At 38.8% G+C, this 13,140-nt stretch carries 12 protein-coding genes; 1 reads left to right on the forward strand and 11 read right to left on the reverse strand.

All coding sequences use genetic code 11. From position 1 onward, the window contains the following. Positions 1-86: 86 nt before the first annotated feature. The 3 genes from J2Z82_RS04900 to J2Z82_RS04910 are packed head-to-tail and all read right to left on the reverse strand — an operon-like array spanning position 87 to position 2,721. Complete coding sequence (locus J2Z82_RS04900; protein WP_209479657.1) at positions 87-1,559, reverse strand: hypothetical protein; 1,473 nt, start codon at positions 1,557-1,559, stop codon at positions 87-89. Positions 1,560-1,598: 39 nt separating this feature from the next. Further along, positions 1,599-2,102: a DUF6114 domain-containing protein gene (locus J2Z82_RS04905; RefSeq protein WP_209479658.1), complete on the reverse strand. Its 504-nt coding sequence runs from the start codon at positions 2,100-2,102 to the stop codon at positions 1,599-1,601. Positions 2,103-2,127: 25 nt separating this feature from the next. Continuing rightward, positions 2,128-2,721 (reverse strand): DUF6230 family protein, encoded by a 594-nt coding sequence (locus J2Z82_RS04910; RefSeq protein WP_209479659.1) that lies wholly within the window; start codon positions 2,719-2,721, stop codon positions 2,128-2,130. 659 nt (positions 2,722-3,380) lie between these two features. Between J2Z82_RS04910 and J2Z82_RS04915 the strand changes: the two genes are divergently transcribed. Continuing rightward, a complete protein-coding gene (locus J2Z82_RS04915) occupies positions 3,381-4,892 on the forward strand; it encodes a LuxR C-terminal-related transcriptional regulator (RefSeq protein WP_209479660.1) in 1,512 nt (503 codons plus the stop codon). 137 nt (positions 4,893-5,029) lie between these two features. Here the strand turns inward: J2Z82_RS04915 and J2Z82_RS04920 are convergent, their stop codons facing one another. The 8 genes from J2Z82_RS04920 to J2Z82_RS04955 form a co-directional block, all read right to left on the reverse strand. Then, positions 5,030-6,886, reverse strand: a complete 1,857-nt coding sequence (locus J2Z82_RS04920; protein WP_209479661.1) for an AMP-dependent synthetase/ligase — start codon at positions 6,884-6,886, stop codon at positions 5,030-5,032. Positions 6,887-6,949: 63 nt separating this feature from the next. Further along, complete coding sequence (locus J2Z82_RS04925) at positions 6,950-7,300, reverse strand: SCP2 sterol-binding domain-containing protein (protein ID WP_209479662.1); 351 nt, start codon at positions 7,298-7,300, stop codon at positions 6,950-6,952. 14 nt (positions 7,301-7,314) lie between these two features. Further along, positions 7,315-8,457 (reverse strand): thiolase family protein, encoded by a 1,143-nt coding sequence (locus J2Z82_RS04930; RefSeq protein WP_209479663.1) that lies wholly within the window; start codon positions 8,455-8,457, stop codon positions 7,315-7,317. A gap of 14 nt (positions 8,458-8,471) precedes the next feature. Then, on the reverse strand, positions 8,472-9,314 hold the full coding sequence (locus J2Z82_RS04935) for an SDR family NAD(P)-dependent oxidoreductase (protein WP_209479664.1): 843 nt from the start codon (positions 9,312-9,314) through the stop codon (positions 8,472-8,474). A gap of 35 nt (positions 9,315-9,349) precedes the next feature. Next, complete coding sequence (locus J2Z82_RS04940; RefSeq protein ID WP_209479665.1) at positions 9,350-10,138, reverse strand: enoyl-CoA hydratase/isomerase family protein; 789 nt, start codon at positions 10,136-10,138, stop codon at positions 9,350-9,352. 14 nt (positions 10,139-10,152) lie between these two features. Then, positions 10,153-11,364, reverse strand: a complete 1,212-nt coding sequence (locus J2Z82_RS04945) for an acyl-CoA dehydrogenase family protein (RefSeq protein WP_209479666.1) — start codon at positions 11,362-11,364, stop codon at positions 10,153-10,155. Next, a complete protein-coding gene (locus tag J2Z82_RS04950; protein ID WP_209479667.1) occupies positions 11,361-12,503 on the reverse strand; it encodes an acyl-CoA dehydrogenase family protein in 1,143 nt (380 codons plus the stop codon). The genes J2Z82_RS04945 and J2Z82_RS04950 overlap by 4 nt, the downstream gene beginning before the upstream one ends. Positions 12,504-12,547: 44 nt before the next feature. Beyond that, complete coding sequence (locus J2Z82_RS04955; protein WP_209479668.1) at positions 12,548-12,892, reverse strand: SCP2 sterol-binding domain-containing protein; 345 nt, start codon at positions 12,890-12,892, stop codon at positions 12,548-12,550. Positions 12,893-13,140: the final 248 nt, after the last annotated feature.

A 13,140-nucleotide genomic window follows, 5' to 3' on the forward strand; every position in this document is an offset into this window, starting at 1 on the left:
TACGGTGTAATGTATACTCAGGTATACTTTTTTAAACAATTAAAACAGCGGCCTGATTAATAATAATCAAGCCGCTGTAAACTCTATTAAGGTATGATGAGCCTTACCTGAAATAGATCAAATATAGATTCGACAACATCTTCCAATTCTGTTGTTTCTTCATCTTGAGACGAATCTCCATCATTTTCCTCATCCTTAGTTTCATTTGAATTAGGATCCGTTTCATTATCTGATTCTGATTCCGTTTCTGTTTCTGTTTCTTCTTTCTTATTATCGTTTGCGTTCTCATCGGTATTACTTTCGGTATTTTCTTTTTCTTTAGAGGACGCTTTCTTTTCTGTTTCTGTAATGCTATCCTTCAAACTGGATATGCTATCGGTTATTGTACTTGTCTTCTTTTGTATGGATTCCTCTTTCACTTTTAGACTATTTACTTTTTCTTTAACCTCCTCAGTTTCTTTTGTTACCTTTTCAACGCCTTCTTTAATTGTTTGAATATCTATTTCAGATTTGGTTGTTTCTTCGGACTTCGTTTCATCAGACTTAGCTTCATTTCCATCATTTTTGGTTTCGGTCATCTCTAATAATTTAGAGAAAACTTCCGCTTGTTCCCGTTCACTTTCATTTTGGGGAGAATGCTTTTCGGTTAGTTTAGTAAGCTTTTCTTGTTTAGTGTTTATACTATTTTCAAGTTCCTTAACTAATCGGGATGATTCGTCGACTATGCTCGAAAAAGTTCCGGAAATATCTTGAAAAGATTGCAATTCTTTTTCCATTCTTTCTGTTAAGGTAACCAAATTGTTCAATTTATCGGTGACTCCATCTTCAATTTCCTTTCTAAGCAGATTTTTAGTATCTTCTATCAAGTTTACTAATTCATCCGATGGTGTACCTTTTTTAACTTTTTCATATGTTTCTGTTGCCTTGTCTATTAGATCTCCAACTGCACCAAGTTTCTGTTTATCATCTTCCAGTTCCTCTTTTATTTGATCCAGTTTGCTTTGCTCTTCTTGCTCCTCTTCTAGAATTTCCTGTATTTTCTCTTTAGTCGTCGGACTATAGTCAGGCAAATTCCCACATTCACTTTTATAACAAGCTTCAATTTTTGTATTCGGTAAGGAGATGTCCGAAACCGTTTGCTTGGATACCTTCATTACAACATTTGATAGACAAACCCATCCCACTTTACTAGGGGCACATAAACCACCGATATTTGGAGGAGTACCATCTATTGTTTCTGCATACAAATCTTTCACATGAATTGGTCCTGGTGATTTAATCCGTATCACCATTGGTTCCTGTTCCCCTCCAGTTTCGAGAACCTTGGTAATGGTTAATCCGTGGATGATTCCTTCCTTAATCGTTACTTTACCCTGCAGTGCCCCCACTAAATCCATCTGACCTTCTACCTTTTTCGTTTCGATAATAAAACCGCCACTATTTCCATTATCTTTAGAACTATCTTCACTGTCAGCTGAAACGTTAGTTGTAGCTGCAGGCATTAAGGAAAGTCCAAATACAAGTATGAAAATGAAACTGATTAAAGCAGTATTTTTCATATTTTTATTCCCCTAGTTAACAAATTAAACGCCACAACATTAAGCCTGGACCGTTTTAACTTTATCTTCCATCAATTCATTCGTTACCTCATCCTGGTCCTGTTGCTTTTTGTTTGGTGCAACTTCTGAAATGGTAACCTCTTGCTTCTCCCATGCAATGGACAGCGCACCACCAATAATTCCTATTATCGTACCTATCAGAAATCCTCCTAGAGCTCCCATTACTGAAAGTATAGACAGAAATATAGTGACGACACCAAACACAGTTGAAAATTGCGGGTATATATAATCTAAAATACCCATAATTAAAATTAAGCCACCAAATAAAAAGCCAATAAATACAAAACTTCCAGGAATAAACGCAATGGAATAAAGGTGTAATGGTATATACAAAATCATTAGCCCTGCTAAAAGAATTAAACTCGCACCCCAGAAAGGCCTTTTATTTCGCCACTTCCTGAACTTTCCGCCATTAGCTATTTTACGGTGTTTCCCCTGTAACTTTTCTTCCTTCTTTATAGCCTTCGCTTCTTTTCTACTCATAGTTATCCCTCCCAGTTATGAGGATTTATTGATGCGTCATATCCGGTTCATCAATTTTCTCGACATAGATTTTGGTTCCATCCAAACTGACCACACTTTGAAATAGGTAGTCCGTAACTAACTTAGCATCTTTAATGGTAATTGTTTTAGCATCTTGCGACCAATTCGTAGAGAAATCATCAGTATTTTTTTCTTTAATTGCTAATTCATTAAAACTTAAATCAGCATCAATCATACGGGCATCCTGAATCAGACCACTAATTTTGGTAGGACCTGATGCTCGTATATGAACCCTTACCCAGCCTCCTGTTGGCATTTTGATATCCTTATAAATGTGTAAATTCTTAATCTCCACTTCTTCTATTTTGTTTCGGATCATTGGTTCAGCATCAGAGTCACCTGTTTCACCAATGTGTGGTAATAACTGAAATCCCTTACCATTCAATTCATCAAATTCTACGTAAAAATCACCAATTCCACCAAGTGGCAGTGCAAACGCTGTTCCGGTGAACCCGAACACAGACATAAGTCCTCCGAGCCCCAAAAAACCAGCGAATAAAGCAATAAAAAGCTTCTTTTTCCACGTTTTACCTACTGTTTCTTTCCTTTCTTTACCCAAATTCCACACCCCTTTGTACCTATTATCACGCAACTTCTCCATCTCACTTACTGTATTGTTACCGCTTACATTTAAAGACTAATTTCAGACTGAAGTAAACTTAATTGATACTTCAGCACCAATCAAGTAAGCTATCAAATTTCCCTCCTCCTTTATCTTTTACTGAATTACGCAAATATTCTTTAATATCATTATAAGATGGAAATAACACAAAAAAAACCCGACAATTATAGGTAATTTTCTGTCCTGATCCATTTTATAATGTAAGAAAATTCTAATTAATATACCAGTACCCTGTTTTCAGTGATGAGAAACCCACCCGGGTAAACTTTTGCGTCTTCCCCCTATTTTTGTCGGTTGTTTAACAATGCTGATGTTCAGCCTTTCATATCTATATACGTTGAGACTAAAATTAAATAGGTCTCTTTCCATTGAAACAATCAGGTTTATTTAATAACGTTAAAAGGTATTGTTAGAAAACTTGCTTGTCGTTAATATGGGTTGTTTTTTATCAAACTTTAATGCGGAAAGAAAGTTTCGATACTTTATTACTGCTCAAGAAGGATTTATACTATTTCTATAGAATAACTTGTAGATAACCTTTTATGAATATTTCGAGCGCTTTGCACAAATTAGCTTTATGAAAGGGGTAAAGAGTTATGTCCCTAACCTTAAATAGCCAAATGATTAGGTTATTTAATAGTGGCCTTGAAATCGTTAAAACACATCAGCAGCAGATCTTGCTAGAGTGGGAGAATGTACTAACCCACCTGCAAGGGGGAGAAAAATCAACAAAAAATGTTGAAGATACAATCAGCTTTTTTGCAGATTATCTTTTTGCAAACGAAGATGATGAAACAGATGATTATCAATTAAATGCTATTACACCAAAACCTGTATCTCTTCAAACAAATCAGTTTATTATTACTTTATTAGAAAATGCCGTTCATAAGGTCATTCAGAAAAAGGAAAATCACTCTTATCATGACCATCAGGCAGTTCAATATCTATTTTCAACGATTGGTGATGACATACTTAAACAACCATTTCATCAATATTTTACGATTGATTCCTTTATAAAGAATCTAGTTTCCTCCAATCAATTACCAATTGAATGGGCAGCTATTACTATTAAAAAAGAACAATCTCATACGGTAGAGAAGTGGTTTAATAACTTAAGTCAAGATTTGTTATTAGGAAGCGATGAGTTGAAGGCCGATACAATATATTCATTAACCGAATTATTACTGAATCAAATGCCTGAAAATAGTAAAGCCAAATACAATGTTATGACAATCCCATATGAAGACCTAACGCTATTAGTATGTGTTAACCATCACGATACTTCTCATATTATGCCGTTCATCACATATGCCCTGCAAACATTCCAATACGGAAAGGATACATTTAAAGAAAATAAACAAGAACAACAATGGAAAGATTCCGTCATCATGTTCAATGAGACCATTATGCGTTCCAGAACCTATAATGAAGCAGTTGAAAATATAACAGCTGGGTTTGTTAATTATTTGCCTTTCGAACGTTGCGCACTTTTCTCCTATTCTGTTAATGATCAAATGGGATTCGGATTATTTGGTCACCGTCTTGACAATAAGGCAATTCAAAATATTACTGAAGACATTAGTAATCTGCCGTTAATTCAAAATAATCTGCGCATATTAGAATTGTTTGGAAAAAGTATGAGTTACTTACAACCGATTTACATGGAAGATGCAACTCTTGGATTCCCTGACCAATACGTTCAGCAATTCGGACTGAATTCAGTCGTGGTTGCACCAATTTATGTATCTTCCAGCAGCAAGCTTTTAGGTGCAGCTATTCTAGATCAAGGTCGTGGCAAACACTTTAAAGTAGCTCAAGAGACGTTTTCCGCACTAACCAAATTTGGTCAGAGCGCAGGAGAAATTTTATCGAAACATCAAACTGATCAACATGATGACAAACAACATAGGGGTGATTTACATCTGTCACCACGCGAAATCGAGGTTCTGAAGCTGATGGCTAAGGGGGCTTCCACCATTGAAGCTGCAAGCAACTTAAATTTAAGTGAATACACCGTTCGTGACTATATTTCTGCTATTATACAAAAAATGGATACTAAAAACCGCACTGAATCGGTTGCAAAAGCTATTCGTGAAGGTCTGATTTAGATGAGGTACACTATTTCATACTGCTATAGTGCAACTAAGGCTTTTGCCATAAAGGATAGTAATCCAGAGTATAAGGGATGCTTAGAAAACTTGGCATTCGCCAAGCCTTGATGGCGAGTGCCAAGTTTTTTCTACTCTTATGCATATCCTGCTGTTGCACCAGTTTCCATTTGGGAGTTTGATGGACTATCCTCTGCATATGATTCTTCAATTAAATTCTTATACTTGTTTTCTATAACATTGACTCGTACAGATAGCTTAGGGGTCAATTCACCGGTTTCGACTGTCCATTGCTCACCAATAATAACTACCTTTTTAGGTTTTTCATATTCAGCAAGGTCTTTTGTATGTTCTTTTACTTTGTCTTCAATTAGGTCCTTGACAATCTTATGACGGCAAATTTCATCTAGTGACTCTGAACGGATACCGTTTTGTTTCGCCCATGGTAATAAGGTTTCAAAATCAGGGTTAACCAGACAGATAATGTACTTCCGCTGATCACCAATGACAAGGGATTGCTCAATAAAACTGTTTTCATTTACAGCATTTTCGATCACTTGTGGCGCAACATTTTTTCCAGTAGATAAGACAAGAATTCGTTTTTTCCGATCGATTATTTTTAAGTAGTTATCTTCATCAAGTTCCCCAATATCTCCCGTGTATAGCCAATCACCTTCAAATGCGTTTGCTGTTGCTTCTTCATTATTATAATACCCTTTCATCACACTTGGTCCTCTAACAAGCACTTCTCCATCAGCTGCTATACGAACATCCAAATTTGGCATTACCTTTCCAACCGTCCCCACTTTAGCACGTACCATCGGATTTGTGGTAATAACTGGAGAAGTTTCAGTAAGCCCATATCCTTCTAATATCGGTAAATCAATTGCCCAGAAAAATTGTGCAACATCAGGGTTTAGCGTTCCGCCACCAGAAACCATGCCACGAATCCTGCCACCAAGCTCTTTCTTCACCTTTTGATAAACGAGTCGTTCAGCAACTTTCCATTTGCGCATAAAATCGCTCGGCATAACCTCTCCTAGAATCAGCTCATTTACAGGGGCGTTCAGGTATCTTTCATATCGTTCTATACCAATATTAATCGCCCAATTGAAAACTTTTTGTTTAATTGGAGTCCCATTATCAATTTCATCAAGCACCTTTGCATAAACTTTCTCAAACAATCTCGGAACGCTCGTCAAAACCGTTGGGCTAATTTCCTTTAGATTTTCCTGAATTGTATCAATACTCTCAGCATAAGCAATCGTTGTACCGACTGATAAAGGCATATAATAACCTGCCATACGTTCGAACACATGTGATAACGGTAAATAGGACAGCGTAAGATCCTCTGGCAGCAATTCAATCAGCCAAAATTGAACTGCCTCCATATTTGACAGAAAATTACCATGGGATAGCATTACACCATTTGGTTTACCAGTCGTCCCAGAAGTATGGATAATGGTTGTCAGCTGATCACGATTTATCTTTTGCCATCTTTCTTCCCAGTCTGGGATTCTATTTTCTTCTCCTATTTTTTCTAATTTAAAAAATGATAAATTTGATTCTGTTGAGGAGAAGCTCTCACCAGGGTACATCGTAATTATGTTTTCCACATTAGCATCCCCTGCTAAAACTTTATCCCGTTGTTCTTCATTTTCAACAACGACTGTTCTAACATCGGCATTCTTTAAAATATATGCAACCTGTTCAGACGGCAAAGTTGGATAAACAGGTACACTTACCGCCCTTAAACTTGCTGCTGCGAAGTCTGTAATCCCCCACATTGGATTACTATTAGATAAAATAGCAACTTTGTCATTTTCTCCTATGCCAAGGTGATTCAGCCCTGATGCAGCATCGTAAATTCGATTCCAAAGCTTCTGATATGTGATATGCTGATATGTCCCACTTTCCTTCCATAACAATGCATCTTTTTCTGGAAATCTTTCAACTGTTCTATGAAGCATTTCCAGTAAATTATTCGGTTTCATGAGAACCCTCCCAGTTTTATCTCCCATTCACATGATCTCGCCAACTTTTAAAAAACACCCATTCTAAAACGAAAATGAATTAAGCACTGTTTGCAGTTTTAAAGCAAGCCCCATATTTCCATTAATTTTTAACTTTCCACTCATAAATGCTGCAGTTGGATTTAGGGTACCGGCAACCATCTCTCTGAAATCATCACTATCAATCGTCAATGTAACTTGTGATTCATATTTTTCGCCTTGGGCAATTCGTGAACCAGCTTCATCAATTATCATCTGGTATATTCCACCATCATCCCCCTGCAGATTGAATTGATATATCCCTTCCTTTCCTTCCGTTGCCGACTGATTATATTTCAACGCTGCATCAATCATTTCGAACACTTCCACTGAGCTAGGCTTTACTAGCTCCGACATATAAAGTCCTCCTTTTATAACCGTTCTATTATTGTCGCAGTTGCCATTCCAAATCCAATACACATAACTTGAAGACCATATTTGCCATTCTCGTCCTCTAATCTATGAAGTAATGTTGTCGCAAGCTTGGCACCACTCGCACCTAGAGGATGACCTAATGCAATTGCACCACCACGGGCATTCACTTTGCTCATATCTGGATTCAATTCCCTTTCCCACGCCTTTACAACGGATGCAAATGCTTCGTTTATTTCAATAGCATCTATCTGCTCCAGTTTTAACCCAGCCTTTTTTAATACCTTTCGTGTTGCCGGGATAACACCTGTCAGCATAAGGACAGGATCTTCTCCAACAACTGCACGAGCTATGATTCGTGCTCTTGGTTTCACCCCTAATTGCATAGCTTTCTCCCTGGACATAATCAAGAGACCTGCTGCACCATCACTCACTTGGCTAGAGTTTCCAGCAGTAACAACACCACCATCAGGTTGAAATGAAGAAGTCAAACCAGCTAATTTATCCATAGAAGTGGTCCGTCGTATCCCTTCATCTTGATAAAAGGTCTCTTCCCCATTTTCTTTTTTAACATTAATAGGTAAGATTTCTCGTTCGAAATCACCGTTATCTGTAGATTCTGCAGCCCGTCGGTGACTTTCTAATGACAGTTCATCCAACTCCTCACGGGAGAGTGCCCATTTTTCTGCAATCATTTCAGCCGAAAACCCTTGTGGGACAATGTTAAAACGATCAACTAGGTCACTGCTGAAACTCCCCATATCACTTCCCATCGAGACGCGCGACATATTTTCAACACCACATGCAATCGTAATATCTGCATCCCCTGCCAATATTGTTTGCGCAGCATTGTGAATGGCTTGCTGGCTCGATCCGCACATCCGATTTAGTGAATAAGCGGGAACTTCAACAGGGAATCCGGCAGCAAGCACTGCCATACGTCCAATATTCCCGCCTTGTTCACTAGTCATAGTGACACATCCTGTTACAACATCGTCTACCTCATTTGCATCTACACCACTTCGATTTACAAGCTCTTTAAGAATCGGCGCGAGTATATCGACAGGATGTGTTTGTATTAACATACCTTTTTTACAACCTGCAGCTGTTCGGATTGCATCAACGATAACTGCCTCTGTCATAGTAATCCTCCTAATCAATATGTGAATAGTTCAATGCCGCCAGATACGTTCATACCGATTCCAGTAATATAATTTGCTTTATCTGATACCAAAAAGGTGATCGCATTGGCGATATCTTCTGGCTTGCCAGCACGCTTTAATGCTGACCGGTCAATCATTCGATCATTCATTTTTGCATTTCCCATATTAAATGCCTCTGTCCCGATAATACCAGGCACTATCGCATTGACGTTAATACCGTATTTCGCTCCTTCCAATGCCATGCTTTTTGTTAAGCTTAAAAGACCACCCTTTGTGGCAGAATAGCTTGCCTGACCAAATCCTCCAAGCGTTCCAGCGACAGAAGACATATTAATAATCCGGCCAAATTGCTGTTCTTTCATATATGGCCACACCGCTTTTGTACAATTGTAAGAGCCAGTCAGGTTAACAGCTAGATCACGATCCCATAAATCATCATTTTGATTTTCAATTTGTGACACGTGGTCTAACGTACCAGCATTATTAACAAGAATGTCGATCCTGCCAAACTCTTCTTTTACTTTAGCGAATACTTCTTTAATTTGATCGCGATCTGTTACATCCATTTTCACAGCAAACGATCGCCTTCCCATTGCCTGGATTTCCTTTGCAGTTTGATCAGCATACATTACCTTTGTGCTTTGCATAACCTGTGCAATTGGACCAAGTCGCTCCGCTTCCTGTTCACTAGTTTCATCTGATTCGATTAAAATGTCTGTAATAACAACATCTGCTCCAGCTTCAGCCAACGCAAGTGCATCTGCACGACCCAAGCCACGTGACGCTCCTGTTACGACAGCTACTTTCCCTTTTAACATTTCATTCCAGGATGACAAATAGATCCCACCTTTTCTTAAGCCTTATAATCTATTTAGTTAAGGAATCGCGCCTTTTCTTTTTGAAAAAATGCTGCAAGCCCGATACTTGGTTCCTCTGTCAAAAACGTATCAGCAAATGCAGTTGATTCCACTTCTAATCCTTCTTCTATCGATCCTTCTGCTGCATTAATTGCATGTTTAGCTAGTCCCATTGCATGCACAGCTCCTTCTGCCAGCTTTTCAGCAAACGCAGTTGTATCCGCTTTCAATTTATCAGGTACGGCAGCATGATTAATAAGGCCTGCTTCTTCTGCTTCCTTCGCTTCTAATTGCTTTGCAGTGAAGATCAACTCCATAGCCTTTGCTCGACCCAATAACCGCGTCATTCTTTGGGTCCCACCTGCTCCTGGGATGAGACCAAGCGATAATTCGGTTAATCCGATTCGCCCTTTTCCCATAAAACGAAAATCGCATGCCATCGCCAGTTCACAACCACCTCCGAGTGCATGACCATTGATTGCTGCAATTACTGGTTTAGGCATTGTAGCGAAGCGATGAAAACATGCTTGCATTCGTGCGCTTTGTCTGGCAATCGTATTTTCCGATTCATCATTAGTACTTTGTTGTATCATTCCTTTTAAATCTGCTCCGGCTAGGAATATTTTCTCGTGGTTGGAAGTTAGGACGACCACTCGAACCGAATTATCTTCGGTTAGTTCATCCACTGCAGATTCAAGTTCTTCCATTAATTCTTCTCCAATGGCGTTAACGGGGGGATTATCTATGGTGATCCACGTGACCCCCTTGTTCCGTTTATCTATTTTAATAGTTTGATAGGACACAATACCACTCCTCACTATACTTTTATTCCATATGGAGCATATTGACGACGAGCTATCACAAGGTGTTGTACTTGGTTTGTTCCCTCAAAAATATCGAACACTTTCACATCACGGTATAATTTTTCAACTAGATGGCCATCTAGCCCGTCAGGACCTAAAAGTTCCAGGCATTTTGAACATACATCAAGTGACATATTCCCAGAATAAGCTTTACACATTGCCGCTTCTTTTGCATTAGCCAAACCAAGATCAGCCTTCCACGCAGCCTCCCATGTTAACAGCCGTGCTGCTGCAATATCCTGTTCTACTTCTGCTAGTATTTCAGATGCTAGCTGAAAATACCTGCCTTGTTTCGGATAGTCCCGTTGTACAATATCCAAGGTATATTCATAGGCTGCACGTGCGATCCCGATTGCCATTGCAGCGACAATTGGACGTGTACTGTCAAACGTTTTCATTGCTACCTGGAATCCTGTTTGTTTAGAATCTCTTGTCTCGTAAACTTGTTCTCCACCAAGTAAATTTTCCTGTGGGACAAAGCAATCCTCCAACAAAAGTTCTGCTGTTTCATTTGCTCGCAGTCCCATTTTCTTTGCTAGTCGTGTACAGCTGAAACCTGCTGTTCCTTTTTCGACCACAAACGCACGTTGTCCAGCACGTCCACGTGAAGCATCAACCGTTGCAAACACAACAACCCATGAAGCGCGTCCACCATTCGTAATAAATATTTTTTGGCCATTTAAAACATAGCCACCTGCAACTTTCTTTGCTGATGTTCGAATGCCTGACGCATCCGATCCTGCCTCTGGTTCTGTTAAAGCATATGCTCCCCATCTCGGTTTATCTTTTGTAAAAATAGATAAAAACCTCTTTTTTTGCTCAGGTGTTCCACTACTTTCCACAGGAGGTCCACCAAGACCTGCACCAGGAAGCGATAATGTAACAGCAGGATCTCCCCAGGCCATTTCCTCTGTTGCTAAAACACCCATACGGTTTGCTTCCCGTTCTTTTTTGGATTCCTTTGCTGACGTTTTATGGGTACCATTTCCACTAAAAGATGATGTATTTAAGTGGATACCCATTCTGTTTACGTTGTCGAGCCAATCATCAGGAACTCTTTCCATTTTTTCTGCTTTCATTGCAATTGGCCGTATTTCATTCACCGCAAACCAATAAGTCATTTCCTTAATTTGCTTTTGCTGCTCCGATAACTCAAACGAAATCATTGCATAGCCCCTTCTTTTGTACCAGCGATAATTTGTTCACCACGCTGAAAAAGTAAATCCTTTTCCCTTCCATATAAGGCAACCTGTGCTTGAGCATCCCGCATCCATTTCTCTACAGGAAACTCTTCCACAAAGCCATGCCCACCAAGCAATTGAACAGCTGAATCCGTAACATAGCGAACAGAACGATGGGCACGATACAACGCCCGAGAAGCTAATCCATCTGACTCTGAACCCTGTTCATCTGCTTTAACAGCAGCTTCCTTTACAAGGTGATTCGAAATTCTTGTTTCCATTGCCATTGAAGCGATTCGAAACGATACCCCTTGAAACTTTGCAATTGCTTGACCAAATGCTTTCCGTTCCGCCGTATACTCTGTAACATAATCAAGTGCAGCCTCCATTAAACCGACTTCTTTTGCTGCCTGTAATATTCGAATCCGAGTACGAACCTGTCTAAGTAAATCATCGGCTATATAACCTTCTGCCACCATACAGTTTTTGGGAACATATAGACCATCAAAAGAAAACCGCCCAAGTCCAGATGTAAGTAACCCTAAGCGGTAATCACCTTGCTCAACCGTCCAATGGTTGTGATTATCTAACCAGAGCACAACACTTTTTCCTAGTGAATTTTTCGCTGCTATTATCATATATTCAGCGAAGGACGCCATTCGAACTGGTTGTGAAGTTCCCTGCAGGATGTACCCATCAGCTTCTTCTGTAATGAATAATCGGTCCTCTCTAACTTCATCGGTATTAACCGTATTTACAAAAGCAGCAGTTCCATTATTGATTTGCGCATCTTTTGTTAAGCTCGTAACTGTTCTCTCCGAAAGAATACGTATCATAGAAGCTGCATCATTAGCGCCTGGTAACCCTTGAACAACATCGAGATCCCCATAACTGAGCGCTTGAACTAATTGCACTTGTGTAATTAACGGTAATTCTAATCCTTCTAAATATTCAGGTAACTCAAGTGATAAAAAACCCAGTTCTGCTAATTCATCAATAAGGTTTTTATCAACATAACGGTTTTGTTCGCATTCGCGTGCAATCGGACGAATTTTATCTTTAGCAATTTTTTTGGCTACTTCGATAAATGATGTTTCCTCTTCTGTTGGGCAAAACGAAATCACATAGGCTCCTCCTTTTTTGCTTTAACATACCAGGAGTGAATATTTTATTTCGCTGCCTGATTATATGAAGCAAGAATATCCTGCAATTTTAACGCGAGTCCCATATTCCCTTTGATTTTCAATCGTCCAGTCATAAATGCTTGTGTTCCATTTAATTTTCCATCAACCATTTTCAAAAAATCATCTGTGAACATATTCATTGTACAATCAGCATCCTCTATCTCACCTTCTGCCGCGTAACAATTTTCATCATTAAATACGATATGGTATGTGCCTGATTCATCTCCATTTATATTAAACTGATAAATTGCTTTCACCCCTTTTGCACGTGTTGGATCATTTTTTATTGCCGAATCAATTTTCTTAAAAACCTCTTGTAACTCTGTCATTTAGCATCCTCCTTAAAGAATAAATAGTATGTAAAAAGCGTAGACCTAATTGAAAATAAAATATATTCCTTATTATGTCGGGTTCTTGATTTTCGTTTTAAAGAGATACTACCTTTGTACGGACTGTAAAAGATAAAATAATAAGCAAAATTCTTTAGTCAAAGTAAAATCCGAACTATGATTCAAAATTCTTGAAATAGAATTCGAATTAGTTCGGATTTTTGCAGTTAAGAATGTATAACTACTTT

The organism is Virgibacillus litoralis (genome assembly GCF_017873675.1).
GTDB classification, from domain to species: domain Bacteria; phylum Bacillota; class Bacilli; order Bacillales; family Amphibacillaceae; genus Lentibacillus; species Lentibacillus litoralis.

Coding starts and splice junctions, on each gene's coding strand:
- J2Z82_RS04905 (WP_209479658.1), bottom strand. CDS start 2,102: ATGAGTAGAAAAGAAGCGAAGGCTATAAAGAAGGAAGAAAAGTTACAG.
- J2Z82_RS04955 (WP_209479668.1), bottom strand. CDS start 12,892: ATGACAGAGTTACAAGAGGTTTTTAAGAAAATTGATTCGGCAATAAAA.
- J2Z82_RS04915 (WP_209479660.1), top strand. CDS start 3,381: ATGTCCCTAACCTTAAATAGCCAAATGATTAGGTTATTTAATAGTGGC.
- J2Z82_RS04920 (WP_209479661.1), bottom strand. CDS start 6,886: ATGAAACCGAATAATTTACTGGAAATGCTTCATAGAACAGTTGAAAGA.
- J2Z82_RS04900 (WP_209479657.1), bottom strand. CDS start 1,559: ATGAAAAATACTGCTTTAATCAGTTTCATTTTCATACTTGTATTTGGA.
- J2Z82_RS04945 (WP_209479666.1), bottom strand. CDS start 11,364: ATGATTTCGTTTGAGTTATCGGAGCAGCAAAAGCAAATTAAGGAAATG.
- J2Z82_RS04930 (WP_209479663.1), bottom strand. CDS start 8,457: ATGACAGAGGCAGTTATCGTTGATGCAATCCGAACAGCTGCAGGTTGT.
- J2Z82_RS04925 (WP_209479662.1), bottom strand. CDS start 7,300: ATGTCGGAGCTAGTAAAGCCTAGCTCAGTGGAAGTGTTCGAAATGATT.